Consider the following 25,844-nt stretch of genomic DNA (forward strand, 5'->3'; position numbering starts at 1 on the left):
CCGGTTTCGGCGAGCGCTCGGCTAATCTTGTCGAGGTTCACCGGTCGGGGTGGCGGAATGGCAGACGCGCTAGCTTGAGGTGCTAGTGTCCTTAGGGACGTGGGGGTTCAAGTCCCCCTCTCGACACGGCAAGACCCCAATCCCTTTGCATTGCAAAGGGATTGGGGTCTTTGGTTTTCGAAGCCGTATCGACCCCTACAAGGGTTCGCGAATCGGTCGTAACTCGGCGAAGTGCCTAGAGTTCGACCGGTCCTGCCAGTGCGACCATCCGTCGGCGATGCTCGTGTGCGAGCCTCGGCATTGCGGTTTGGGTCCTTTGAGTCGAAGCCGTTCCGGGACATACTCTGCGGGGTCTGCCGGCAACCCGCCCGGCACCAGCCACACTTGAGCCTGGGCTGCCCACACCGAACGCACGAAGCGTCAATCCCTGACCGGGCGCCAGGATTCAGGCAGATCGAGCAGTTCGTACGCTGACGTCGCGCCGCCACTGATGCCGCCCGGAACGCGTTGGCGCAAACCAGCACCGCGCCAACGACTTCACCGACGACCGTCGAGGATTCGTGGGACGACGACTTCGATCACTACGGCACCAGGTCATCTATCGCTGCCGACTGACTCCAGCCAGCTCAGGTCCAAGAAATCAACGGGCCGAACCATCCAGGGTGAACAACGCCCCTGCATGGCCAGCACTCGCGCCGCTGTACCCCGAAGCAGCGAAAATCTGCGTGTCGCAGCCATTTTGGAGGTATTTTGCCCAGTCATGGGTGACTCGCCGTCTAATCCGCACGACGCCTACTTCCGTCAGGTGCTTGCCCGGCCCGCCGACGTCGCCGGTGAGTTGCGGGTGGTACTACCCAATGCGGTGGCGGCACGGGTGGATTGGGACACGCTGGTGCTGCAGCCTTGCAGCTTCGTATCCCAGCACCTGCGCTCCCGCTACAGCGACCTACTCTTCCGCACCCGCCTGGACGGGCACGACGCGTTCGTCTACCTGCTCATCGAGCACCAGAGCCGACCGGACCCGTTGATGGCGATGCGGATGCTGGAATACATGGTCGGCATCTGGAACCGGTACGTGCGCGAGCACCCGGATACCCACATCTTGCCCGCGATCATCCCGCTGGTCGTACACGCGAGCCCGCAGGGCCGGCGCTGGAACACCCCGACCGAGCTGGCCGAGCTGATCGACATCGACCCCGCCACCCGGGACGCACTCGGTGAGTACCTGCCACACTTCCGGTTCCTGCTCGACGATCTCACTGCGCACGAGGTGCCCGCGCTGTGCGCGCGTGAGCTGACGCCCGCCGCGCGGGTGATGCTGGTGCTACTGAAGATCGCCACCGGCAACCGGCACCTCGACACCGAGCTGCTACCGCTGCTGGAAGATCTGCGGGCACTGCTGGCCGCGCCGGTGGTACAGATGACCTCGAGTGCGTGGTGACGTACATTCTTACTGTCGGTGAAACCAGCGATAACGACCTGGGGCCTGTCATCGACCGGCTCGGTCCCCACGCCAAGGAGGTCATCGTGACAACAGCGGAACGACTCCGCGCCGAAGGCGAAGCACGCGGCCAAGCACGCGGCGAAACCCGAGGACGCGCCGAGACCGTACTCGAACTATTGGCACTGAAGTTCGGCCGACTGCCGGCCGGGATCACTGCCACCGTTCACGCTGCGGATGCGGCGCAGCTGCGACTGTGGGCCGCCCGGGTGCTCACCGCCGGCAGCCTCGACGAGGTCTTCCAGCAATAGCCCGCAGGCCTGATCCCACATCTATTGCGACTAATAGTCGGGCCCTGCTACATCTACTGCGCGGTGCCGCTATTGCCCGATGACCAGCAGTTTCCTCTGGTGGAATGCGTGGGCGTAGTGGCCGTGTCCCCGACAGGAACTACGAGCCTCGAACGAAATCCGGCCGGTCAGGAAGCGACAGGGCGGAGCTGTGCGGCGAGCAGGCGAGTGAAGGCACGCATACCTCCCACCATGTCGAAAGATTCGTCGACCAGCCACTGGTGTTCCAGGCCCAGGAAGGTGGCGGTGATCAGCGAGGCCGCGGCGTCTGTCTCGGCGCCGTCCGGGATTTCACCCCGGGCGCGGGCCTGAGCGACGAAGGCGAGGATGTCCGCGCGCAATCGTTCCAGCCGGGCCCTGGCCCAATCCACGGCCACCTCGGTCCCATCGTCGGCGGCGAGCGCGCACAGATGGGCCAGGCGGATGACATCGCGATGGGCGAGATTGCGCTCGGTAATGCGGATCAGCAGTTCGAGAGCCGCGTCCAGGTCGAGATCTGCGAATTCGACTGCACGCTCACCGGTTTCGAGATCCTTCTGACCGTGCGTTTCGAGAACGGCGGCCAGCAGCGCGCATTTATCGGGGAAATGGTGCAGCAGGCCGGGGCCGGACAGGCCCGCGCGTTTGGCCACCGCGGTCAATGAGGTTCCGGCGTAACCGCGTTCGGCGAAGGCTTCCAGGGCGGCGCGCAGGATACGTTCTCGGGTGGCGCGTCCGGCCTGGTCCGCCACAAGTGTTCGAGCCACGTCGCCTCCTCTCACCGATGCCCGCGGCCGGTCACTGGAGGCGACTGTAGCGTAGTGCTTGCGCCGCGACGGCCGGGGCCGCAGCGCAAACGCGCTATCGAGTGGTCAGTGGTGGCCGGACCCGCTAGCGGAACCGGTGATCAGCGGTTTGAGGGGAAGTGGCGGTATCCGCAGGTTGGCGTTGGGGACGCCGGTGCCGTTCGGATCGAGCAAGCCGTCTTTGTCGGCGTAGGAACTCTCGCCGGGCGCGGCCTGCACGGTGGTGAGGTATTTCCATAACCCGTTGACCAAGGCTGCCCCACCCAGGCCCATGGTGCCTACGAGCATGCCGCCGCCCGCGAACGCCATGATGGCGGCAGGGGTGGTGGCCAGGCACCCGGGGCCGACCACCAGACACGACCCCAGTCCGATCGCGGCGCCGACGAGTGCGCCCACCACGAATCCGCCGATTGTGCCGACCAGCGTGCCCGTGCTCATATTCGCAGCGAATTCATCGAGTGCGCGCTGATTCTCCATGGGAGAGGCGACCGGCCGCAGCCCGGTATCGGGTGTCAAGGCAAGGGTCCGCCCGTCGTCGCTGATCTGCTGGAGGATCGGGTGCCGGGCTCCGTCGAGCTCGAAAGTCAATGGCAGCGTGAGGATGTCGCGGCCATCGATGTCGCGCACGGACACCGACTGCGAGTCGGGCCCGACGGTGAAAGTGGCATTGTCGAGCACAGTCACCACCGAGTCGCCGACCAGGCCGGCGCGGTACTGTGCGTCCGGCGCGGCATGCGCGGGCACGGCGGCGATGGTCATCGCTCCCGCGGCGGTGAGTGCCGCGAAAGCCGTTGTGCGGAAATTCATTCCGGTCTCCCTGCTGGTCGTGGCGGTCAGTTCGCGTGCGCGGGCGAAGTAGCGTCCGTCGTGCCCGGGACGTACGGCGCGTACTTGCTCGTGCCGGGTGCGGCGTGCAGGGTGCTCCAGTAGTCGAAGGCAGCCGCGGCGGCGGTGGGCCCGCCCGCCAGGATCAGCCCGCTGAGCCCGCCCGCGGCGGCGACCAAGCTGACGATCGGCAGTACCGCGACCACACAACCGAGACTGAGCACCAGGCAGGACGCCCCGGCCAGGGCGAGGCCGACTCCGATACCGGCGACCGCACCGATCGTGGTGCCGATCAGGCTCCCGATCGAGGTGCCCAGGCTCACCGCATTGATGAGATCGTTCATGGCGAGCTGGTTCTCCAGCGGCGACGCAACGGGTTTCAACGCGGCGCGGTCCAGTCCGGTGAGGTCGGGGACCAGCCGGAGCGTGTGGCCGTCGGCAGCGATCTGCTGGCGCAGCGGCAGGTGCTGGCCGTCGAGGGTGAACGACAGCGGCACGGTGTCGACCGTCTGCCCGGCGTCATCGTGGACCGTGACCGATTCCTGATCGCCCGAGAGCGCGAAGGCCCCGTTCGTCAGTGTGGTGACTACGGCGTCACCGGCCAGGTCGGCGTGGTAGCTCACGGCCGGGGCCGCGCTGTCGGGGGACGCGGTGGCGGTGGCGGCGCTGCCGACGACACTGGCGGCCATCACAGCCGCAATCAGGGTTGCTGAATGAATGTTCATGCGTGTCTTCCTCATCTCGCACTCCGATCGGCGGACAGCACTGGGTGACCGCCGGTCGGTGACTTGTCCCGCAACTGCGGGCAATCGGCTACGAAGCGGAGAACGCGGATGCGGTGCTGCGGACACGGATTCGCGTGAGTCATGCGCGTTCTGCCGTCTTCGTGATGCAGGACACTAGCTTACTTAACTATCAGTAGGCCAGCTTTTCGCGCAGTGAAATCTCATCGAACTCGGAGTCGGAAATGCGCACAACGCAGACCACCCGCCGACGTCTAATGCGTTCGGCGGGTAAGTCTTTCGTGCTACTTGTTTGGCCTAGGCGATGCCGATAATGGTGAATGCCCTCAGGTCGGTACTACTGCGGCCGGTGTGAATCTCATAGCGCCCGGGCACGAACTCCCATGCGTGGCGGACCTCATCCCAGATCTGGAAAGCGCGCTGTGGCAGCGTCAACCGGAGTTCGGCCGCTGTTCCCGGTTCGGCGGTGGCCACCGCGAATCCCGCGAGCCAATGGCGTGGCCGCCGGACATCGGCTTCGCAGGGCGCCACATAAACCTGAACGATCTCCCGTCCCCATCGAGTACCGGTGTTACGCACTAGAATCCGCACCTCCCGATCGGATGCCTCGATCTCTTCGTAGCACCAATCCGTATATCCGAGCCCGTGCCCGAATGGATAGGCGGGCACGACATCATGTCGCTGCCAGGCCCGGTATCCGATGAAAATGTCTTCGTCGTAGCGCAATACGCCGTCTACCGGGTTCACCGCGGACACCGGTGCGTCGGCGAGCCGGACCGGCCAGGTGGTGGGCAGCCGTCCGCCGGGCTCGGTGCGGCCGAGCAGCACATCCGCCAGGGCGGCGCCGCCCTCCTGGCCTGGGAACCAGCTCAGCAGGATCGCGGAAACCTGGTCGTGCCACGGCATCTCGACCGGTGAGCCGCTGTTCACCACCACCACGGTGCGCGGGTTCACGGCGGCGACCCGGGCGACGAGTTCGTCCTGTCGACCGGGCAGCCGCAGATCGGCGCGGTCGAAACCCTCGCTCTCCTGCGCGGCGGTGGTCGCCACCACGACGACGGCGATCTCGGCTGCTGCTGCCGCGGCGACGGCGTCCGCGATCAGGGTGTCGTCGTCCAGGCGCGGTTCCCGCATCGCCAGCGCGAAGCTGATGCCCCGGATAGGCCCGATCGCACCCTGCGGTGTGGTGTCCAACAGGCTGACCGGCACCGACTCGCCCACGGCGAGGTCGATGGCGCCGTGCGGTGTGGGCGGGCCGGTGAGCGCTTCGAAAGGATCAGCGTGCTCGGGCAATTCGTGCTCACCGTCGAACAACAATTGATCGGCGACGGTGAGCCGGAACCCGCCGAGCCCGCCGATGCCGAACTCGTGCGGACCGGTTGCGCGCGGAGTGAAGGTGCCGGTGATCTCCACCGAGGCCACCGTGTCGTAGTCGGCGTCGCCGGGTAGGGCATTGTCGACCCAGCGCACCCGGCCGAGGCTGAGCGGCTGCTCGGCGAGAATCCGGCCGTTGCCGTCGCGGAGCACCGCGCGCAGGTCGAACCCCTCGGAGACCAGTACGAGTCCCTCGCTGGGGTCCGCGCCGACCGTATAGCTGAGCGCCACACCCTCGGGTAGCGCCGCCCGCAGTCCCTCGAGTGGCGAGATGACGCGTGCCGGGAACACTGTCGCCGACCCGCCGCCGAGCACCCGCGCGTCGCGGGCGGCGCTGCCGGTGAGCGCGATCGAGCCGATCTGTTCGGGAGACAGTGGCAGAGTTTGATTCTCGTTGCGCAACAACACCATTGATCGGGAGGCGAGTTCCCGGGCGGTCTCGATACCGTCGGGCGGGATGGGGCGCGCGGCGGCGGGCACCAGAGGCTCGGCGCCGTCGAGAAGACCCAGCCGTGCGGCCAGCGACAGTACGCGCCGGACGGCGTCGTCGACGGTCGTTTCGGCGACCCGGCACTCGCGCACTGCCTGCGCGAGTGCGGGGCCGAACACTGTGTGCGGCCCCGGCATGGCGATATCGGTGCCGCCCTCGATCGCGCGCACCGTGTCACGGGCGGCGAGCCAGTCGGAGACCACGACCCCGTCGTATCCCCATTCCGCCCGTAGCACGCCCACCTGCAGGTCGCGGTTTTCGGTCATGGTGGCGCCGTTGACCGAGTTGTACGCCGACATGAGCGCCCACGGCCGCGCGGTCGTGATGATCTCCTCGAACGGCGCGAGATACAGTTCGCGCAGTGCTCTTTCGGAGACATCGTTGTTCACGGTGAAGCGCTGGGTTTCCGCGTCGTTGGCCACGAAATGCTTGATGGTGGCCGCGACGCCGCACTCCTGCACTCCCGTGACGTAGGCCGCGCCGATGGCGGCGGTGAGCAGCGGATCCTCCGAGTACGCCTCGAAGTGCCTGCCGCTCAACGGGGATCGGTGCAGGTTGATCGTCGGTGCGAGGAGCATGTGCACGCCCTTGCGGTGCGCCTCCGCGGCCAGGACCTGCCCGGCCCGGCGCGCCAACTCCGGATCCCAAGTCGCGGCGAGCGCGGTCGGGCTCGGCAGTGTCAGTGCGGGATCGTCGGCGCTCCAGCCGCCGCCGCGCACGCCGACCGGCCCGTCGGACATCACCAGCGATCGCAGTCCGATCGAGGGCAGGGCGCACAGCGACCACACATCCTGACCCGACAACAGTGCGGCCTTGTCATCCAGATTCAGTGCGGCCAGCGCGGATTCGACAGCCGAACGCCTGCCGGTCGAACAGTCGATCTCGGAGAGTGTCATACGAGTGCTTTCTGGTCGGGGCGGAAAGAAACGAAATAGGGGCAACAGGTCATGGGCTCTCCTGGCGTTCGATTGGACGGCCTGCCGCGGCGGTCTCGTGCGCGGTGTCAGGTTCCAGGTGTCAGCGCGCATCGGAAGCCCGTATGCCCGGCGGAACTGTCCGGGGAGTTGGAGGAGCGTGCGGCGACGCGGTAGCGGAAGCAGTAGGAGTCGTGGCACATATGAGAGCCACCGCGGATCACCCGGTTCGGACCGGTTCGTGGCCCGGCCGGATCGACCGGCGTACCTGCCTCGTGGTGGGTGCCCCAACGGTCGGCGCACCATTCCCAGACGTTGCCGCAGGTATTGTAGAGACCGAATCCGTTGGGCGGGAAGGCATTCACGGGTGCGGTGCCGCGATATCCGTCCGCGGCGGTGTTTTTACCCGGAAAGCTGCCGCGCCAGATATTGCACAGGTATTCGCCGCCGGGATCGAGTTCGTCGCCCCAGGGATAGCGGGCCTGGACCAGGCCGCCCCGAGCGGCGTATTCCCACTCCGCCTCCGTCGGCAGCCGCTTTCCGATCCAATCGCAGTAGGCGCGGGCGTCATTCCACGACACGTGCACGACCGGATGATCGCCGCGTCCGTCCAGTTCGCTGCCCGGACCCTCGGGGTGGCGCCAGATGGCTCCGGCCACACCACACCACCAGGGTGTGCGCTCCGGGCGCGGGGCAGAGCGGCGCAGTGCGGCCGGCAGGAATCCCGCGAAGACATAGGACCATTCCAGCCGCTCGGCTTCGGTGCGATAGCCGGTCGCCTCGGTGAAGACCTCGAACTCGTTATTGGTGACGGCACAGGCGTCGATCAGGAAGGGGCGCAATCGAACCGGGCGCACCGGTCCCTCGCCGTCGTCGGAGTAGCCGCTGCCGTCCTCGGCGCCCATGAGGAACTCCCCACCCGGCAACGCGATCATCCCGGAGACGTCGCCGGCGGCAACGGACCGGCGCGTCGCACTGTATGCCGGGAGCGCCCCGGTCGCCGGGGCGATCGATCCGCGTCCGGGCGCGCAGCAACTCGGCTGTGCTCGATCCTCGGCCACTTCGTGCTCCTTCAGCTCGTGAGTCATCGCACTTTGACCGGCAGTACCGCGAACGCGCCGACCCCGGCGATCAAAGCGACAACCAGATACAAGGTGGTGTACCCGCAAGCCGTGACGATCCCGGCGGCCGCGAGGGGGCCGATGGTATTGGGCAGGGTCGCGGCGATATTGATGATGCCCAGGTCTTTGGCGGCAGTGCCGGCATCGGGCAGCACCTGGGTGACCAGCGCCTGATCGACGGCCATGAAGATGCCGAATCCGATGGTGAGCACGACGATCGAGCAGATGAGTCCGCCCACGGTGGCGGAGATGACCGGTATCAGCGCCGAGACCGCGATGACCAGGCCGCCGGCGAAAACCATCGGTTTGCGTCTGCCGATGCGGTCCGACAACGGTCCCGAAATGCCGATGGCGAGCAGGAATCCGGGCAGGCTCGCGATACTGATCACCGGGATCAGCCGGGTGGCCTCGTCCAAGGTGAGCCCGATGTAGTCCTCGATGATGTACAGCTGATAGTTGATCACCATGAAGTAGCCGCCGAAGAGCAGGATGCGGCCGAGGAAAACCCAGAAGAAGTCGGGATAGCGAATCGGGTTGACCCAGAACGCCTTCGCGAACACCGCCGGCGAGAAGCCCGGGCGCGGCGCCCCGCGGTTGTCGCGATCGGGATTCACGACCAGGAATACCGTGGCTGCCAGCAGTATCACGGCGGCGAAGAGCAGGTAGCCCAGCGAGATTCGGTGGGTGAAGACCGAACCGAGTGCTGGGCCGAGGATGCCCGCGGCGATGGTGCCCACCCCGGCGAGAGCCGAGTACCGGCCGCGCCGGTCGGCGGGCACCCGGTCGGGCTGAATCGCGGTGAGCGGCCCGTTGAAGGTGCTGAAGCCGATGTGCGCTACGACCGCCGCGGCCAGCAGCCACGCGATCGATCGCGACGACCCGGCCGCGACCAATGCCAGGCAGCCGACGAGGGCCCCGAGCAACATCCACGGTGTGCGGGCGCCGAACCGGGTGCGAGTGCGATCGGACAGCACACCGATCAGGGGCTGCGTAATCATGGATGCCGCCGCCACCGCGGCGTGTACGAGCGCCAGCTTCTCGACCTTGTGCACGCTGTCGAAGGACTGCACCTGTAGCGCCGCGAAGTATCCGATGGCGACGAAGGCAAGTTGGGGGCAGGCACTGGCGAACGGCACCGTCGCGAACAGGCGGCGCAACCGAGGAGCAGGGGCCGAGTCGTCGGCGGGCGGCGAATCGGGCAGCGCTGCGGGCGTCGACGGCGCGGTCGCAAACGGATTCATGCGGGATTCCTTCGGATGTGTGACGTCGCGCCGCTGATTCGGGGCGGTAGGGTCGATTGACGCGTTATGCCACTAGTGACATAGTCACAGTACTCAACAAGTGGAATACCGGCTACCCCTCAGGAAAAGGTGATCGTCGTGAAGCTGGAACTGCTGCTGCTGGGTGTCCTCGGGGTGCAACCCGCCACCGGATACGAGCTGAAGAAGTTCTTCGACAACCACGGACGCTTCATGCGCTCGAACACGCAGATGAGCCAGGTGTATCGGGCTCTGGGCGCCATGACAGAGCAAGGCTGGGTCGGCTACGAGGTCTCGCCGCGCCCCGGCCCCCAAGACGCGAAGACCTACCGGGTGACCCCGGAAGGAATGACCGTATTCCTGGACTGGCTCACCGGCCCGTACAACCCGCCCAGCAAATACACCGACCCCGACCTCCTGGTACGACTTACCTTCGCGGGCTTCATGACCGAGGAACAACTGCTGCGGCTCATCGACATCGAATTGACCGCGCGCCGCGATCAAGTCGCCCGCTTTCGCGACCGCGACCGCACGTTCACCCCGAGTGCGGGCTTTCCCTTCGACCTCGGCCTGGCCGTCCCGATCGCCGAGCGACTGCATCAGTGGGGCAGCGAGGACATCGACCGGCACATCGACCGGCTCGAACGACTGCGCGACGACCTGCGCGGCGGGCGCGTGCGTTCCGGCACGGAATCTGCTGCCGCGCATAACAATTAATGACCAACCCAGCGCTACGGGAGTTGCGACCATGAGCCTCGAACTAGCAGCCGAATTTCTCTGGGGCGCTTCCACCTCGCCGCACCAAACCGAGGGAAACAACCTCAACAGCGACTGGTGGGCCCTGGAGAACAGTGGCAATCCGCTGATCGGCGAACGCAGCGGCGACGCCGTCGACAGCTACCACCGCTACCGGGAAGACATGTCCCTGCTGGCGGGCGCGGGGCTCAATGCCTACCGATTCGGCGTCGAGTGGGCGCGGATCGAACCCGACCGCGGGCACGTATCCCGTGCTGCGCTCGCGCATTACCGCCGGATGATCGACGCCGCACTCGAACTGGGCCTCACCCCCGTGATCACGCTGCACCACTTCACCAATCCGCACTGGTTCTCCGAACTCGGCGGATGGGCCCACCCCGAGGCGATCGACCTGTTCGCCGATTACGTCGCCACCGTCGCGCCGATCCTGACCGATGTGGCCTGGGTGTGCACGATCAACGAGCCCAGCATGGTGGCGGTCATGGCGAGCGTCCAGCAGCGGTTGAAGGATCCGGAAGCCCTGCAGGGCATGACTTCCCGGATAATGCCTGACCCGGATGAACGTACCGGGCAGGTGCTGGTCCGCGCGCACCACGCCGCGACCGCCGTCCTGCGCGCGCACACCGATGCCGCTGTGGGATGGACCGTCGCACAACCCTCGTTCGTCGCCGCCGAGGGCTGTGAACGGCAGTTGGCCGAGGCCAACCGGATATGGGAGGACCCCTTCCTGGAGGCAGCCCGCGACGACGACTTCATCGGCACACAGGCGTACTCGGTGCGCACGGTGGGGCCGAACGGTCCACTGCCACAGCCGGATTCACCCGGCAACACGCTCACCGGGTGGGCCTACCGCCCCGACGCGCTTGGTATCGCCGTGCGCCGGGCGTGGGAGATCACCGGTGGCACGCCGGTGCTGGTCACCGAGAACGGCATCGCCACCGGCGATGACGCGCGGCGCATCGACTACACGACCGAGGCGCTGACACATCTGGGGCGGGCCATCTCCGACGGTGTCGATGTGCGCGGCTACCTGCACTGGTCGGCCCTCGACAACTATGAATGGGGCAGATGGCGGCCGACTTTCGGGCTGATCGCGGTCGACCGGCACACCTTCGCCCGGACCCCCAAACCCAGTCTGGCCTGGCTCGGAAACCTTGCGCGCCGCAATGTTCTACCCAGGCAAGCGGTCTCATCCGAACAACCCTGAGCAACCTGCTCGAGTTCTAGCGAGACTCGCTCGGCGGCAGCCGTTTCCGGCGTCGCCGAACGAGCGTCGCGATAGTCAGACGGCGGCGAGTTCCTCGGCGATCCGCTGCAGGACCGGGGTGGGCAGTAGTCCGGCGGCCACGGCGGCGAAGTCGATCAGCGGCATCGGGCCGAGCATCTGAAGCATCTCGGTATCGGTGATCGCCGGTAGGTGCCGGCGCAGGATCGCGGATGCGGCCGGGTCGGACAGGAGCAGGTGGATCGGTGTTCGCAGCGAGAGCCGGCCGGCCGGGAAGGAATCCGGGTCGGGCAGCGGCGTTGCGGTGCGCTCGGCCTGTTCACGCTGGGCCCGCACCAGCAGATGACGGGACTCGACCGGTCCGTCGGCCGGCAGCCCCAGGCGTTCGTACTGGCTCGGCGGGGCCTCGGTGTCGCGCAGGAGTCCGACCAGCAGTGTGGCCATGCGCAATTCGGCCTCGTCATCGACGATCGGAGTCTGCTGCTGCGGATCGACGGCCAGATCGAACAGCAGCGTGCCGTGTGGATACGGATTGATCAGAGTGCGCCCGTTCACGCGGAGCGTGCGTACGCCCTTGGTGAACCCGAAGGGCTCGGCCAGTTCCACATCCGTGAGTTCCTCGGGGCGGAAGCGGCCGCGCATGTGGGTGGGCATCAGGGTGTGCTCGTGTAGTGGTGTGTTGTCGGCGGAGACCGGCGCCCGCATGTAGACGTACCGGCCATCGGTGACGTTCACGTGGCCGCCGTGAATGCCGAACAGTCCCGCCTCGCGGATCGCGGTGTCCTGAGCGATCGGCAGCGGCGAGCCCTGCATGTCGGCGGGCCGGTCGACGCCGAAGTATTCGAGCACGGTCGGAGCCAGATCGATGGTCTGCACCAGCGCCTGCCGGCGTTCCCCGGCAACCTGCGCTCGGGGATCCCAGACGAACAGCGGGAGGTGGACGAGTTCGTTGTACCAGGGCTGCACCGACTTTCCCCACCAGCCCTTCTCTCCGAGCAGCAGGCCATGGTCGGTGTTGACGATCAACATCGTGTCGTCCCAGAGTCTGAGCTCGTCCATCGTGTCGAGCACGCGGCCCAGCGAGCGGTCGCACATGGACAGCAGTGCGGCGTATTCGTACCGGGCGTGCTGGACCTGCTCATCGGTCTCGACCACCCGCTTGTAGTCGGGCCAGTCGAAGTGCGGACCGGCATAGTTGTGCGGGTAGAGGTCCTTGTAGCGCTGGTGACTGAAGAACGGCTCATGCGGGTCGAAGGTCTCGATCTGCGCGAACCAGCGGTCGCAGTGCGCGTTGGTGCGGACGAATTCCAGCCCGGCGTCGAAGGTCAGCGTCTGCGGATGGCGGTCCTCGGTCCGCATATGTTGCCGATTGACCCAATCCTGGCGGTAGCCCGACATCCGCATGCGCTTCAAGTCCTCCGGGATCTCCGGATCCTCGACCTGCCCCTTCCACGGGTCGCCCTCCTGCCCGCGGAAGAACTCCCACGTGCTGTAGCGGCCGTGATACGTTGCGCCGCCGTCCTCCCAGTAATGCGGGTGGTCGCTGGCCAGGTGGGTGTGCACACCGTGCTGACCGAGCAGTTCGGGCATCGAGTCGTCGAACGGCTCCAGCGGACCCCAACTGCGGTGCAGGAAATTGTAACGGCCACTGTGGATTTCGCGCCGCGCCGGCATGCACGGCATCGAACCTGCATACGCGTTGTCGAACGTCGCCGTTCGCTGCGCCAGACGGGAGAAGTTCGGGGCGTGTGCCCAATCACCCCCGTAGGGCGGCAGCATCCGCCGGTTCAGGCTGTCGAACATCACCATGATCGCCTTCATGGGCGGTCTCCTCTCACGTGGCGCGACCGGACGAAACAACTGCCGGTCACGGTGGCTGTCGATTCCGACAGCTATACCACTCGTACTATATAACTAGTGGCATAGGGCGGGGCATGGGCCAGCAGTCCAGTCGACCAAAGCGGTGACCTCCTGTGTCGGCGTACCCCTGATCGTCGGCAACCAGTAGTTTCTGCTGTTAGCAGGCGCGGGCGTAATAGTCGTGTCCACCTGTCGACCGCCTAACGTCGCGATGTATCGGCACGCCGGGGCAGCAGCAACGCCGGTAGGACCGCGACAGCCCCGATAGCGAGTGCCCACCAATATGTTTGGGTGAACGCGTAGGTCAATTCCCGGGTGACTTCATCGGTTCGGAGCGTTCGGGTGAAAGCGTCGACCCCGGGGGCCCGATGTTCGATATTGCGTTGAATCAGCACCAGCAGCGCCGCGACACCGAACGAGCTGCCTGCGCGAATTCCGACGTTGGTAGCGGTTGTCGCCGAAGGGATTTGAGAGTGCCGCAAGGTCTGATAGCTGACGCCCATCGCGGCGGGCATGATCATGCCGTGCCCGAGGCCGATCACGAACACTGCTGCCACGACCAGGATGTCGCTGGTATCCGGCCCGATCTGGGTGAGACCGAGGATTCCGGATAGGACCACGGGCAGTCCGGCGAGGATCAGCGGTCGCGGGGAGTGTCTGTCGCTGAGCTTGCCGGTGATCAGCGTGGTCACGATCGCACCCAGTCCGAGGGGTGCGACCATCGCTCCGGAGCGCAGTGGGCTGTCGTTGTGGACGGTCTGAAAATACAGCGGCAGTAGCACGGTCAGACCGGACAGGGTGCCGATGTAGACGAACATCATCACGTTGACCGCGGCGAAGTTCCGATCCCGCAGCAACCGGACGTCGACCAGCGCTGCCTCACCCCTGCGGTGCGCGTGCCGGACGTAGCAGCCGATCAGCACGACTCCGGTCAGCACGCCGGCGATGACACGGATATCGGTCGGACTCGTCCCGCTGCCCGCCTGCGAGGCGCCGTACACCAGGGCGCCCAAACCTGGTGACAGCAGCGCCAATCCGAGGATGTCCAGTCGGGTGTCGTGGTCGCGGGCCGGATCGGCCGGCAGTAGCGCAATCGCTGCGATGACCGCGATCGCACACAGCGGAACGTTGATGAAGAACATCCACCGCCACGACAGGTGACCGAGGATCAGACCACCGACCGTCGGGCCGAGCATCGGCGCGAGCATCGCGGGCACCGCGACCGCGCTCATGACGCGCCCCATCCGGGCGGGTCCGGCGGCGCGGGCCAGCATCGTCTGCCCGATCGGCATGACCATGCCGGCACCGAAGCCCTGCAGCAGCCGGAACATGATGAGCGCGGTGATGTTCCAGGCCATTCCGCACAGCACCGATCCGGTGATGAACACCAGCAGCGAGCCGATCCACATCGCCTTCGGGCCGAATCGCACGATCGCCCACCCCGACAGCGGGATGCTGGCCGACAGCGCGAGGGTGTATCCGGTCAGCACCCATTGGATCGCCGTGAGCGAGGTATGGAACTGGGCGCCGAGGGTGTTCACGGCCACGCTGGTGATCGTGGTGTCCAGAATCGTCATGATCGCGCCGAGGACCACCACGATCACGAGCTTGCGCAGGGCCGGGTCGAACTCGGTCGATACCGGCGGAGCCTGTGTCATTTGCCTTGTCCCTCACCATCACCCGGCTACAGCCAGCCGCGGCGCGGGCGGGCGTAGCGGGGTTTCAGCACGTAGTTGTAAAGGGCGCGAATCGGGGTCGGCAGGAAGTTGAGCATCTTGGCCTGGGCCTCGGCGGGCGCGTCGTCGAGTGCCCACGGCAGGTACTCGGTCACGGCGCGAAGTCCGTTGCGCTTGCGCATTTCCGCACCGAAGGCCGCCCATCCGCGTCCGCCTACGGTGCGGTCGATGAGCGGCAATGCCACCTGTTCCTCGTGGGTGAAGTGCAGATCGAGCGCCGCGGCCAGTGCGTCCACGTCGAACCGCAACCCCCGGCCGCTGCCTGCGGCGGTCATTCCGAATTCCACCTTGCCCAGCAATTCCTCGAGGCCCTCGTGTTCGGACTCCATATCGTCGAGAATCGCCAGGTCTGCCGGATCGGTGACCGCGGCGCGCACCAGCGGCCACAACGCGACGTCCTCGGTGCTGTGATGGCGGTCGAGCTGGCGTCGGAACGTCTCCCATCCGATCTGCACGGACGGCTCGGTAAGACGATCTTCGGCTACGGCGGCCGTGAGGCGTATCAGGTCGCGCATGCAGGCGTCGTGGGCCAGATACATTCCGAAGAAGTCGATTGTCGTGGTCGGTCTGTGGTTGTTCATGGTGATCTGAAACCGTTCTCGTGGAGCGTATTTGGGCTATTACATGTTCAGGGACGAGTACTCACGGCATGACCGAGCCGCCCGCGACGTCGAGGGTGACGCCGGTGATCCATGACGACGCGGCGGAGGCGAGGAACAGCGTCGCGGAGGCGACGTCGTCGGGTGTGCCCAGCCGTCCGAGCGGGAAGCCGCGCAGCAGGTGCTGCCGTTGTTCGTCGGACATGAAGCGCCGCATGCGCTCGTGCTCGATCGTGGCGGGCGACACGCAGTTGACCCGAACCCCTTGCGGCGCGAGCTCTTTGGCCAGATGGCGGCTCATCCCGACCACGCCCGACTTGGCTGCCGCGTAGGCGGCCGAGGCCGGGGTGGCCTGCCGGGCCGAGGATGACGCCATGGTGACGACGGTGCCGCGGGCAGCGGTCAGCTCCGGCAGGAATGTCGAGATGGTCAGGAAGGTCGCCGTGAGGTCGGAATCCACCACGTACCGCCAATGTTCGGCGGTCTCCTCGCTCGAGGGCACCGGTCGGCCGTAACCACCGGCGAAGGCGATCACGATGTCGACCCCACCGAATCGGTCCAGGACCAGAGCGCGTACCCGTTCCAGATCGGGTTCGGACGTGCAATCGGCCACGGCCGGCAGGGCCCGGCCACCCGCGTCGGTAATCGCGGTCGCGACGCCGTCCAACGCGGCGTGGTCGCGGCCCACCACGGCCACCGCGACACCGTTGCGGGCCAGCGCGGCAGCGGTCGCCGCGCCGATTCCGCGGGAACCGCCGGTCACCACGGCGGTCTTGCCCGCCAGATCTGGATGGTCGGCCATCACTACAAGTTCCGGTGTAGTCACACCACTGTCCCTTCGCCGTACGGGTATCCCGTGACGATTCAATTTAGTTAGACTGTCTGTATGAATGAATCAGGTTCGCCAGGTACTGTCAAGGCCATGAGCCCACGCCAGTACAACCTGGGGAAGCGCACCGCGCAGATCGAGCAGAGTCGCCGGCAGGTTCTCGATGCCGCCCGGGCAGTGCTGGGTGAGGCCGATAGCTACACCGGATTCACGCTGGATGCGGTAGCCAAGCGCGCGGACGTGGCCCGCGCCACGGTCTACTACCAGTTCAAGTCGAAAACGGGCCTGCTGGAAGCGGTGTGCGATGATCTCGGCGTAGCCGGCGGCCTGTCCGAACTGGTCAAGGCATTCACCAATCCCGAACCACTCGCGGCGCTGGCCGAGTTCATTGCCTGTTTCGCGCGATTCTGGGAAGCCGACCGCCCCGCCATGCGGCGACTGCGCGCCCTGGCCGCACTCGACGCCGAAGTCCACGCGGTCATCAGCGCCCGCGACGAGCGACGCCGCGAAGGCCTGGCGGTATTGTCAGCCCCCTTCGCCACCACGGGTGGGAACTCACCGGACGACGACACCGATCAGCGGGTGCGTATCCTGTTGGCCCTCACCAGCTTCGAGACGTTCGATACCATGGCCGGACCGGAAGGCGATCTGTTCGACGCCGTCCCGGTGATCGCCGGGATCGCGGCCACCGTACTCGGAGCAAACGCATAGCTCGGACGAGCATTGGGAGTATTGCCCGGTCCTGGAACGCTCTGCCGCAGTGGAAGATTGTCGTGGCCGGTTAGGCCGGTGATATTGGCGGCGCAGTGGTCGAAGACCGCCAGGCCAGGGCGGGCTATGTCCTGGGCAGAGCGACTCGCTGGGTGTCGTTGGTGTCCAGAAGGTGGAGACCTCGGATCACTGCGGAGTCGACGTCGAGGTTGTCGGACCACCATGTTGCGGATCGAATCGGGAGGCCGCGCGGCCGGTATTCGTTCATGATCTCGACGTGGTCGGGCAGCGACATGAAGGCCTCCAACCCGCTGTCGCCGGTCCATACCGACAGCGAGCCGAGCTGACGGTGACGGGCGGGCCGAATGTAGCTCGTGACACCGACCGCGCCGTCGATTCGAATGAGCTGATCGGCCAGGCTCGTCCCGGCGAACCAGATCGCCAGTACGTCGGCGGTCTTGGCCGGCGTGAATTGGGTGAGGCTGAACAGGTACGGGCCCGCGGCCTGCGCCGCGGGCCCGCGCTGCCAGCCCAGCGTGAGCGTGAAATCGGCCGGTTCGCCACCACCGGCGCGGTTCCGCCGCCAGCTGTGCCGCACGAGCTGCGGCAGATGGCGGATATCGGTCCACGGGATCTTTCGCACGGCCATTTCCGAGTGTTCCTCTCCGGTTGTCCGGTAGCTGGTTCGCCCAGTATGGAGGTGTTCGGCAGCATGTCGAGGGTGTGCTCAAAGTGGCGCTTGCGGAGGACCGGTCGATCGTCACCGCCGATGTCGATGCACTCGCGACCGCGATGTATGGGGCGCTCGCCGCGGCCGCGCCGGCGATTACTCGTGCCGAGGACAAACAGGGTGCCCGTAATGCTATGGGACGCACACTGATCGAACCGCTCGAAGGCCTGCGCCCGGCCACGGACCACTCCACTCGCCCGTGACCTCGGACCGCACCCTTGCTGATGTCTATCTGTCGAGCAGTGCAGAACCTATGCTCGGCAGATGATGGACAATCGTCTAGATAGCTTCGGTGATGATGCGCTCGGCCGGCACGACGCGGTCGCCTTGGCCGAGGCGATTCGCACCGGCGCGACCACGGCCGAGGAATTGGCCGCGGCCGCGGTGGCCCGGGCCCAGCAGGTCGATCCGACGCTGCATGCGGTTGCCCACGCCATCTTCGACAGTCCGAGGTATGGCGAGGACAAGGCGGCTGCGCTGTTCGGCGTGCCGACCTTCGTGAAGGACAACACCGATGTGCGGGGCGTGCCGACCGATCACGGCAGTGAGGCGTTTCGCGCTCGGCCAGCGCGCAAGGACGGCGCGTTCACCCAGCAGCTGCTCAGTACCGGTGTGACGGTGCTGGGCAAGTCCCGGTTGCCGGAGTTCGGGTTCAGTCCCTCGACGGAATTCATGACCGAGGAGCCGGTCCACAATCCCTGGGACACCGAGTATTCGGTCGGCGCGTCCTCCGGCGGGTCGGCGGCACTGGTGGCTTCGGGGGTGGTGCCGATCGCGCACGCCAATGACGGCGGCGGGTCCATTCGGATTCCGGCCGCGTGCGCCGGGCTGGTCGGACTCAAGCCGAGCCGGGGCAGGCATATCGACGGCGAGATGGCGCGGACCATGCCGATCAATATCGTCTCCGAGGGCGTGCTCACCCGCACGGTGCGCGATACCGCCGCCTATCTCGCGGCCATCGAGGACTACCGGCGCAATCCGGCGCTGACGCCGATCGGCACGGTGCTCGGTCCGGCCCGCAGGCGACTGCGCATCGGCCTGGTGCTGGACACCATCATCGGCGAAGGCATCGACGAGCAGACCCGGGCGGCCGTCCTGCACACCGCGACGCTGCTGGAGCAGGCCGGGCATCGGGTCGAGCCGATCGAGCTGCCGATCACCACCCAGTGGGCGCACGATTTTGTCCAACTCTGGTCGCTGCTGGCCGATTTGGCCGCCAGCACCGGCAAGCTCACCTTCGACCGGTCCTTCGATTCGAGCAAGCTCGACGGCCTCACGCGCGGGCTGCGCGCCCATCACCGGGCCACGCTGCACCACACGCCCGGTGCACTGTGGCGGCTGCGCAAGACCGCGGACACAGTGGCGGGAATGTTCGCCAAGCACGAGCTGGTGCTCTCGCCCGTGCTCAGCCATATCACCCCGAAGCTCGGATACCTCAGCCCGACAATCGAATTCGATGAGCTGCTGCACCGGCTGATGAGCTATGTCGGCTTCACACCGATCAATAATGTGGCGGGCACGCCGGCCATCTCACTGCCCATGGGCATGGCGGCCGAGGGCGTCCCGATCGGCGTCCAGCTCTCGGCGGCCTACGGCGATGAGCGAACCCTGATCGAGACCGCCTACGAACTCGAAGCGGCGCACCGGTTCCCCACCCTGGCGTACTGAGAATTAGCCCGCGGTAACGGGGTGCGGCGGCCCGCAGTGGGGCCGGACACTCGGGGCGGACCGGCGGTGACGAACGCACCGCTTCCGGTTCTGGCATGCTCGTGAGAGGAAGTGGCCCAGCACAGGGAGATTCGACATGCGGCTCGGTTCATTGCTGGTGTTCGCGTGGCTGATCATCGGGGCGGTGGCGGCCGGGCAGCGCGACTACTTCACTCATATTTCCGATAACTGCGCCGACTTCGGCACCATCGGCCTGACCGTGCTCGCCGGGCCGCTGAACTACACCGGCCTCAATCCCAAGGTGACCAGTTGCGATCTGCCGCAGCCCAGTTCGTGAGAACAGCCGCTGTGCGGACCACCCTGTGCCGCAATGATCAGCGTGCGACTGCTGTTTCGGGCACGGCCGGGGCCAAGTGGCGGCCGCCGACCACGAGGGCGGCGGCCAGCGCCAGGCCGATGACACCGGAAATCAGCAGCGGAAGTTGTCCGGTGCCCTGCCATGCCAGACCGGCCCAGATCCCGGCAATCAGGACCGCGCCACCGGTGAGGCCCTGATACAGACCCTGCGCGGCGGCTTGGCGGAGCGGTGGGGCGAGGTCGGACACCCAGGCTTTGCCGACGCCATCGGTGGCGGCGGCGAATCCACCGTAGATCGGCAGCACCAGGAACACCCAGGCCGGTGAATCGACCAGGCCGAGTCCGATGTACCCCACCGCGAAGCAGACGAGCCCGAGCGCGAAGACCAGGTGGCGGGGAATGCGATCCGAGAGTGCACCGGCCGGGTAGGCGAGTCCCGCGTAGGCGATGTTGTAGCAGATGTACGCGCAGATCACCCCCGCCGTCGATAGGCCGAGTTCGTATGCGCGCAGCAGCAATAGCGCGTCCGCGAAGTTGACCAGTGAGAACACGGTCAGCGCGCCGATCAGTAGGCGCAGCCGCGACGGCAACGGTTCCGATGCTGCCGCGCCGGCGACCGCTGCCGGTGAAACCCTTGCCGGAGTGCGGTTTTCGCGGATCGCGGCCACCAGCACCACCGAAAGCACCGCCGGGACGACGGCGATCAGCAACAGCGGGCGGATGGCATGGTCGAATGCCTCGTAGAGTCCGAGGCCGATCGCGGGACCCAGGACCGCACCCGCCGTATCCGACGCGCGGTGGAATCCGAAGATCCGGCCCCGGTACGCGGGGTCGGCGTCGACCATCAGCAGCGCATCTCGCGGCGCGCCGCGAATTCCCTTCCCGACACGGTCGACCGCGCGCCCCGCCAGGACCAGCGGCCAACTGCCCGCGACCGCAAGCAGGACCTTTCCCACAGCCGCAAGGCCGTAGCCCGCCGCGATCAACGGGCGCTTGGCATATCGATCGCCGAGTCGCCCGGCGACGATCTTGGTCAGCGCGGCAATGCCTTCGGCCACACCCTCCACCACGCCGACCACTGCCACCGGGGCGCCCAGGGTGACCGTGAGGAAGATCGGCAGGATCGGGTACAGCAGTTCGCTCGCGGTGTCCTGGAGCAAACTCACCCCGGACAGCACTCGGACATTGGGTGTCAGCCACTTCGCCCGGCGGGCGGGCGGACTCGGGTCGCGCGGCCGGGTCATGGTGGACGAGTCTGCCAGTCCCGGAGGCGGACCGCTCGGTGATCGAGTGGGCGGCCGTAGTGACGGCTATTGCGTGGTGTCTCCTGCTCCGTTGTGCACCGGCACCGCAGGTACGGTCACCGGCGGCGATCCGGACACGATCGGGGTGGCGGCTGCGGTGGTTTCCCGGGCGAAGAAGGCCCCGATGTCGTTCATGGTGCTCATCAGCTGTGCCGGGAAGACCACGGTGGTGTTCTTGTCGACGCCGATCTCGATCAGTGTCTGCAGATTGCGTAGTTGCAGGGCGAGGGGATGCGCCATCATGATGTCGGACGCGTCGCCGAGCGCCGCTGCTGCCAGCGATTCACCCTCGGCCGCAATGATTTTCGCTCTCTTCTCGCGCTCCGCTTCGGCCTGCTTGGCCATGGCGCGCTTCATGCTGTCGGGCAGCTGAATGTCCTTGAGCTCGACCAGCGTGACCTCCACACCCCAGTCCAATGTGGTGAGGTCGAGGATCTCACGGATATCGGCATTGATGCTGTCGGTATCGGAGAGCGCCTGATCGAGGCTGTGCTTGCCGACCACCTTGCGCAGGGTGGTCTGCGCGATCTGATCGATGGCTGAGTACACATTCTCGATCGCGACAACGGATTTCTCCGCGTCCACCACCCGGAAGTAGGCGACCGCGGAAATATCGACGCTGACATTGTCGCGGGTGATGATGCCCTGCGACTGGATCGGCATGGTGACGATCCGCATGGACACCTTCATCAGCCGGTCCAGGATCGGAATGATCAGATTCAGCCCGGGTTCCCGGACGCCGATCACCTTCCCGAGCCGGAAGTGCACACCCCGCTGATACTGGAAAATCACCCGGATCGACATTGCTACCACGATCAGCAGCACGATCACGAGGACTACGACCACCCCGATGACGGCTTTCACGACTTCTCCTCACCAGAATCGGTGGCCGGCCGCCGCTAGAGGTGTCGTAGCTATTGGGATTTATGCACCGCGATTCGCCGGAAGCTATCCCGGCCGACTGCTTTCAGTATGCTCCCGCGGCATCCTCCGCGCTGTGCGGCCGGTCAGGCAGTTGGTTCGTGCCGCGGCGACCCGAGACGAGCGGTGATGTCGCCGTGGATCCGGTCGGCGATCGCCTCGAGCGACCAGCCGGAGTCGATTCTGGTCTCGGCGGCGAATCCCAAGGGCTGCCAGCCGTGATACCACTCCGCGAGCATGTCGGGCGAAACCTGCGCTGCCAGTGGTCGTCCGGCATGACGGATGAGGGTTTCTTCCAGGGTGAGGTCGAAGGCGTACAGCAGACTGTGCGCCGCGGCGGCGGCCAAGCGCTCGAGCATGGCGCCGTAGCGCTTCGTGTCCAGAATGCCCTCGACGATCACCACCAGGCCGCGTGTCAGGGCGAACAGTGCGATGTGCTCGATCAATTCCACGTTGAGGCGGCCTTCCGCCTCTGGCTCCCAGGTCATTTGGCGGCGCACCACATCCTGGGGCACCACCACACAGGTGCTGCGCGCCATGCGGTGCTGCACGGTGCCGGCGGTGGTGGATTTGCCCGAGCCCGAATTGCCGCGAATCACCACCAGCACACCGGAAGAAGCAGTAGGGGTGGCATCGGTGGTCATCGTGACCACCGTAGTGCCGTCCGATTCAGGAGCGGACCGGCAGGATGCGGCCGTCGGCAGTGTGGACGTGGATCAGCGGGTGTTCACCGGTGGGTGTGCGGACCAGAGCGAAAGCCAAACCGTTGGAGGCGATCGGCGCGGTGTAACTGTCGATGGTGGAGATGACGGTGAGGGTGGTCGCATCGGCCGCCGCTGTGCCGAGCACTGCGGACCAACTGGTGTCCGCACGTTCGCCATTCGCATCCGCATGCGGGACTCGGGACCTGCTCATGCGCAGCAGCGGCCGGTGCTCGGCCGTCCGGGCCGGGCGTGATCGAGAGGTGGGCCGGGGCGTGCCGGCAACAATCGACGGCGCGACCCACTCGCCGTCCTGGTTCGCGACGATCACAATGACGCGAAAGTCGCGGCTCTCCAGCAACACTGCGGCGGCGCCTTCCTCGTGCTCGATCATGGCGACGGGCTGAAATTGCTGGTCCAAAGCGGCGAGCCGGGCTTGGGCCGCGGTGAGTGCGGGATGTGACGGGACGGGATTCATGGGACTACCCCCTTCTGGCCGGGACGCCGGAGGGCCGAACCATAAATTCTAGGCACGGTCGCCGAGTGCTGCCAGTTGTGTGCCGAGACCGAAACAAACACGCGGCGGCGCAGATTCACCCCGCACGGCTCGCCACGGATTTGTCACACCGTCTTGATCGCACCGCCGTCGACCACATAGTCCGCGCCGTGGATGGCCGCCGCGAGTGGTGAGGCGAGATAGGTGACCAGGGCGGCAATGTGCCGGGGTTGCGCGAATTCGCCTGTGGTGACGCCCATCTCGCGGGGAATATCGCGCAGCAGCTGGGCCTGGGTGACGCCGCGGGCGGCAGCGAATTTGGCGCCGGTGCCGTCGGGGCCGGTCCACTGCTCGGTGAGAACCGGGCCGGGGGAGATGGTGTTGACCCGGACGCCGCGCGGGCCGAACTCCTCGGCGAGGCCTTTGCTGAAGGTGCTCACCGCACCCTTGGCCGCGGCGTAGGTGAGTGGCGAGGTATGCGGGATACGGGCGGTGATCGAGGAGAAATTGATGAGCCCGCCGCCGCGTTCGATGAGCGCGGGCAGGGCCGCGCGCGAGGTGCGGACCATGCTGAAGAAGTTGAGTTCGAACATCTCGGTCCACTGCTGATCGGTGGATTCCAGGAAGGTCGCGGGCAGGTCGTGGTCGCCGCCGCCACCGAGGTTGTTGACCAGCAGGTCGATCCCGCCCAAGGCGGCGGTGGCCTGTGCGATGAAGTCGGCCGGGCCTTCCGGGGTGGTGAGATCGGCGGTGATCACCACCGCGCCGGTGCGCTTCAGCTCATCGGTCGCGGTGCGCGCGCCCGCGGCGACGCGGACACCCTGTGCCACGAGTTCTTCCACGATAGCCAGGCCGATGCCGCGGCTCGCGCCCGTCACGACGGCGGTGGTTCCCTGCAGTTCCAGATCCATGAGTACTTCCGTTCCGTAGTTTGCTGACGGTTCGAAAGTACGAAAGATCTCCAACAGTTGCAATGTTAGAAAGAACTCATACAATCTAACTGTGACCGTTTATCACCCTGACCTGGATCGGCTCGCGGTCGAAAATGTCCTGGCCGCGCTGGGCAACCCCGTGCGGATGCTCATCGTGCGCGAACTCGCCGCCGCCGAGCAGGCTCGCACCTGCGGGAGTCTGCCGCTGTCCGTCACCAAACCCACCGCCACGCACCACTGGCGAGTGCTGCGCGAATCCGGTATTACGCGCGAGCGGCGGGAGGGCCGGACCAAACTGGTCGAGCTGCGCCGCGAGGAGCTTCAGGTGAGATTCCCGGGCCTGCTCGATGCCGTACTCGCCGCAGCGCTACCCATCGGCATACCGGAGCCGGAATCAGCCACGCACGTGGATGTTTCGACGCTGTAGCGGCCGCCGCGGGCATACGCCGAGAGTGAACCGGATACGCGCAATGCGTGATTCATGGTCACAATGGCGTGGATCGGCTTGCAGTACGCCAGGAGGGTTCGACTGATGAGTGATGTGCTTCTGACTCCGCCGGATGCGACGGAGGTGCGACTGGTGGCCCGCGGTGTGGCGACCGCCGCGCAGGGCGAGCAGGGGCTGACTCCCTTGCAGCAGTTGCTGATTCCGGCGCTGTTTCTGTCGTTGACAGGGCATGCGGTGGAGTTGGCGGACCTTGACCCGATCAGCCCGGAGGATTACGCGGCGGGCTTGACCCGGCGCAACAGGATCTTCCGGGAGCGGGTCATCCAGACCATGCTGCTGGCGGCACTGGTGGTGCGGCCGCTGCCGCCCACTGTCGCGGACAAGCTGCAGCAGTTCGCGGACGCGCTGGGCGTGGACGACGACATGATCCCGGTGGCCCGCAAATACGCCGAGGGTGCGGTGGATCTGGCGGCGGTCGACTTCTCCCGCAACGGATATCTGGGCGGTGTGGACACCAGCCGGCTGAGCGCGCTGCACACCAGCGAGCTGGACAGCTCCTGGAGCGCCGTCGTCGACGATCCCGCGCTGGCCGGCCGCTGGGCGCAGCTACGCGAACTGCCCATGGGCACCCTCGGGCGCGGTGTCGCCGACTTCTACCGCGACCGCGGCTTCGTCACTCCCGGCCTGCCCGGGTCCGCGCCGCCGCTGCTCGCCCAGCACGACTGGGTGCACGTCCTCGCCGGATACGGCACCACCCTCGAAAATGAGATCGAGGTGTTCGCCTTCATGGCGCGCGCCAATGACGACCCGCGCGCCTTCAGCCTCCTCGCCATGGTCATCTCGCTGTTCGAAACCGGTTACCTCCGTTCCGGGGCGGGCCTGTTCGAGGCGGACGCGGGCCACCTGCAATCCACCGGTATGGCGGGCCGCCTCGGCGACGCCCTGCGCCGCGGCGCCCTCACCACCGGCAGCCACGACTTCCTCGACCTGGACTGGTTCACCCTCGCCGACCGCCCGATCACCCTGATACGCAAGGAGATCGGCCTGGTCCCCAAGTCCGACTCGGCCCTCACCTCCGGCTCGGTGGGCCCCTGGCAACCCGGCGGAATCACCCCCTACCAACTCAACTCGGCTCGCACCGCCGCCCAATCCGACGACCGCGACTACATCCCCTGGATCCCCGACCCAGCCCGGGACTGACCCACCGGCGCCCACCCGGCCGGAGGGAACCCCGCGGGCACCGCGGCACGACGTCTCCCGCCGTCATCG

26 protein-coding genes and 1 tRNA gene are annotated in these 25,844 nt (G+C 66.6%); 11 read left to right on the plus strand and 16 right to left on the minus strand.

Going from position 1 to position 25,844, the window contains the following annotated elements:
* Nucleotides 1-43 precede the first annotated feature (43 nt).
* The 3 genes from JWN03_RS03800 (at nt 44) to JWN03_RS03810 (ending at nt 1,752) form a co-directional block, all read left to right on the plus strand.
* Nucleotides 44-126: transfer RNA gene (locus tag JWN03_RS03800), tRNA-Leu, on the plus strand.
* A gap of 634 nt (nt 127-760) precedes the next feature.
* Entirely contained in the window at nt 761-1,441 is a 681-nt protein-coding gene (locus tag JWN03_RS03805; RefSeq protein ID WP_297609738.1) for an Rpn family recombination-promoting nuclease/putative transposase, read from the plus strand.
* Nucleotides 1,438-1,752 carry a hypothetical protein gene (locus tag JWN03_RS03810; protein WP_297609741.1) on the plus strand — a complete coding sequence of 105 codons (315 nt, stop codon included), beginning with the start codon at nt 1,438-1,440 and terminating at the stop codon, nt 1,750-1,752. Before JWN03_RS03805 ends, JWN03_RS03810 begins: the two co-directional genes overlap by 4 nt.
* Before the next feature lie 167 nt (nt 1,753-1,919).
* On the opposite strand, the gene JWN03_RS03815 is transcribed toward JWN03_RS03810, so the two are convergent.
* The 6 genes from JWN03_RS03815 to JWN03_RS03840 all read right to left on the minus strand — a co-directional run bounded on the left by JWN03_RS03815 (nt 1,920) and on the right by JWN03_RS03840 (nt 9,284).
* The gene (locus tag JWN03_RS03815; protein ID WP_297609743.1) at nt 1,920-2,537 is read right to left on the minus strand and encodes a TetR/AcrR family transcriptional regulator; all 618 of its coding nucleotides are present in this window, start codon (nt 2,535-2,537) and stop codon (nt 1,920-1,922) included.
* Nucleotides 2,538-2,642: 105 nt separating this feature from the next.
* Complete coding sequence (locus JWN03_RS03820; RefSeq protein WP_297609746.1) at nt 2,643-3,383, minus strand: ammonium transporter; 741 nt, start codon at nt 3,381-3,383, stop codon at nt 2,643-2,645.
* A gap of 26 nt (nt 3,384-3,409) precedes the next feature.
* On the minus strand, nt 3,410-4,126 hold the full coding sequence (locus JWN03_RS03825) for a hypothetical protein (RefSeq protein ID WP_297609749.1): 717 nt from the start codon (nt 4,124-4,126) through the stop codon (nt 3,410-3,412).
* A 315-nt stretch (nt 4,127-4,441) separates the two neighbouring features.
* Nucleotides 4,442-6,904 carry a beta-glucosidase H gene (locus JWN03_RS03830; RefSeq protein ID WP_297609752.1) on the minus strand — a complete coding sequence of 821 codons (2,463 nt, stop codon included), beginning with the start codon at nt 6,902-6,904 and terminating at the stop codon, nt 4,442-4,444.
* 107 nt (nt 6,905-7,011) lie between these two features.
* A complete protein-coding gene (locus tag JWN03_RS03835) occupies nt 7,012-7,983 on the minus strand; it encodes a formylglycine-generating enzyme family protein (RefSeq protein ID WP_297609755.1) in 972 nt (323 codons plus the stop codon).
* A 23-nt stretch (nt 7,984-8,006) separates the two neighbouring features.
* Entirely contained in the window at nt 8,007-9,284 is a 1,278-nt protein-coding gene (locus tag JWN03_RS03840; RefSeq protein ID WP_297609758.1) for an MFS transporter, read from the minus strand.
* A 138-nt stretch (nt 9,285-9,422) separates the two neighbouring features.
* Here JWN03_RS03840 and JWN03_RS03845 point away from each other — a divergent pair, with 138 nt between their 5' ends.
* On the plus strand, nt 9,423-10,019 hold the full coding sequence (locus JWN03_RS03845) for a PadR family transcriptional regulator (protein ID WP_297609761.1): 597 nt from the start codon (nt 9,423-9,425) through the stop codon (nt 10,017-10,019).
* A gap of 31 nt (nt 10,020-10,050) precedes the next feature.
* A complete protein-coding gene (locus JWN03_RS03850; protein WP_297609764.1) occupies nt 10,051-11,265 on the plus strand; it encodes a glycoside hydrolase family 1 protein in 1,215 nt (404 codons plus the stop codon).
* A 75-nt stretch (nt 11,266-11,340) separates the two neighbouring features.
* Here the strand turns inward: JWN03_RS03850 and JWN03_RS03855 are convergent, their stop codons facing one another.
* The 4 genes from JWN03_RS03855 to JWN03_RS03870 form a co-directional block, all read right to left on the minus strand.
* Complete coding sequence (locus JWN03_RS03855; protein WP_297609767.1) at nt 11,341-13,104, minus strand: sulfatase; 1,764 nt, start codon at nt 13,102-13,104, stop codon at nt 11,341-11,343.
* 239 nt (nt 13,105-13,343) lie between these two features.
* Nucleotides 13,344-14,801: an MDR family MFS transporter gene (locus tag JWN03_RS03860; protein WP_297609768.1), complete on the minus strand. Its 1,458-nt coding sequence runs from the start codon at nt 14,799-14,801 to the stop codon at nt 13,344-13,346.
* A 26-nt stretch (nt 14,802-14,827) separates the two neighbouring features.
* The gene (locus JWN03_RS03865; protein WP_297609771.1) at nt 14,828-15,460 is read right to left on the minus strand and encodes a hemerythrin domain-containing protein; all 633 of its coding nucleotides are present in this window, start codon (nt 15,458-15,460) and stop codon (nt 14,828-14,830) included.
* Between the two features lie 61 nt (nt 15,461-15,521).
* The gene (locus JWN03_RS03870) at nt 15,522-16,304 is read right to left on the minus strand and encodes an SDR family NAD(P)-dependent oxidoreductase (protein WP_297609774.1); all 783 of its coding nucleotides are present in this window, start codon (nt 16,302-16,304) and stop codon (nt 15,522-15,524) included.
* A 96-nt stretch (nt 16,305-16,400) separates the two neighbouring features.
* Here JWN03_RS03870 and JWN03_RS03875 point away from each other — a divergent pair, with 96 nt between their 5' ends.
* A complete protein-coding gene (locus JWN03_RS03875; RefSeq protein WP_297609776.1) occupies nt 16,401-17,018 on the plus strand; it encodes a TetR/AcrR family transcriptional regulator in 618 nt (205 codons plus the stop codon).
* 124 nt (nt 17,019-17,142) lie between these two features.
* Here JWN03_RS03875 and JWN03_RS03880 read toward each other — a convergent pair whose 3' ends face one another.
* Nucleotides 17,143-17,667, minus strand: a complete 525-nt coding sequence (locus tag JWN03_RS03880; RefSeq protein WP_297609778.1) for a hypothetical protein — start codon at nt 17,665-17,667, stop codon at nt 17,143-17,145.
* 83 nt (nt 17,668-17,750) lie between these two features.
* Here JWN03_RS03880 and JWN03_RS03885 point away from each other — a divergent pair, with 83 nt between their 5' ends.
* From JWN03_RS03885 to JWN03_RS03895, 3 genes are all read left to right on the plus strand, one after another.
* Nucleotides 17,751-17,951 (plus strand): hypothetical protein, encoded by a 201-nt coding sequence (locus JWN03_RS03885; RefSeq protein ID WP_297609780.1) that lies wholly within the window; start codon nt 17,751-17,753, stop codon nt 17,949-17,951.
* 64 nt (nt 17,952-18,015) lie between these two features.
* Entirely contained in the window at nt 18,016-19,416 is a 1,401-nt protein-coding gene (locus JWN03_RS03890) for an amidase (RefSeq protein ID WP_441342931.1), read from the plus strand.
* Between the two features lie 136 nt (nt 19,417-19,552).
* Nucleotides 19,553-19,753 carry a hypothetical protein gene (locus tag JWN03_RS03895; protein WP_297609784.1) on the plus strand — a complete coding sequence of 67 codons (201 nt, stop codon included), beginning with the start codon at nt 19,553-19,555 and terminating at the stop codon, nt 19,751-19,753.
* 37 nt (nt 19,754-19,790) lie between these two features.
* On the opposite strand, the gene JWN03_RS03900 is transcribed toward JWN03_RS03895, so the two are convergent.
* The 5 genes from JWN03_RS03900 to JWN03_RS03920 all read right to left on the minus strand — a co-directional run bounded on the left by JWN03_RS03900 (nt 19,791) and on the right by JWN03_RS03920 (nt 24,106).
* Complete coding sequence (locus JWN03_RS03900; protein ID WP_297609786.1) at nt 19,791-21,017, minus strand: MFS transporter; 1,227 nt, start codon at nt 21,015-21,017, stop codon at nt 19,791-19,793.
* Nucleotides 21,018-21,083: 66 nt separating this feature from the next.
* Complete coding sequence (locus JWN03_RS03905) at nt 21,084-21,881, minus strand: slipin family protein (protein ID WP_441342932.1); 798 nt, start codon at nt 21,879-21,881, stop codon at nt 21,084-21,086.
* A gap of 203 nt (nt 21,882-22,084) precedes the next feature.
* Entirely contained in the window at nt 22,085-22,642 is a 558-nt protein-coding gene (locus JWN03_RS03910) for an AAA family ATPase (protein ID WP_297609792.1), read from the minus strand.
* 25 nt (nt 22,643-22,667) lie between these two features.
* Entirely contained in the window at nt 22,668-23,177 is a 510-nt protein-coding gene (locus JWN03_RS03915; protein ID WP_297609793.1) for a hypothetical protein, read from the minus strand.
* Between the two features lie 143 nt (nt 23,178-23,320).
* On the minus strand, nt 23,321-24,106 hold the full coding sequence (locus JWN03_RS03920) for an SDR family oxidoreductase (protein ID WP_297609795.1): 786 nt from the start codon (nt 24,104-24,106) through the stop codon (nt 23,321-23,323).
* A gap of 91 nt (nt 24,107-24,197) precedes the next feature.
* Here JWN03_RS03920 and JWN03_RS03925 point away from each other — a divergent pair, with 91 nt between their 5' ends.
* Nucleotides 24,198-24,554: an ArsR/SmtB family transcription factor gene (locus JWN03_RS03925; RefSeq protein WP_297609797.1), complete on the plus strand. Its 357-nt coding sequence runs from the start codon at nt 24,198-24,200 to the stop codon at nt 24,552-24,554.
* Nucleotides 24,555-24,659: 105 nt separating this feature from the next.
* The gene (locus JWN03_RS03930) at nt 24,660-25,775 is read left to right on the plus strand and encodes a hypothetical protein (protein ID WP_297609800.1); all 1,116 of its coding nucleotides are present in this window, start codon (nt 24,660-24,662) and stop codon (nt 25,773-25,775) included.
* The last annotated feature ends 69 nt before the right edge of the window (nt 25,776-25,844 follow it).

Origin of the sequence: Nocardia sp. (genome assembly GCF_025465275.1) — a bacterium.
Classification (GTDB): Bacteria; Actinomycetota; Actinomycetes; order Mycobacteriales; family Mycobacteriaceae; genus Nocardia.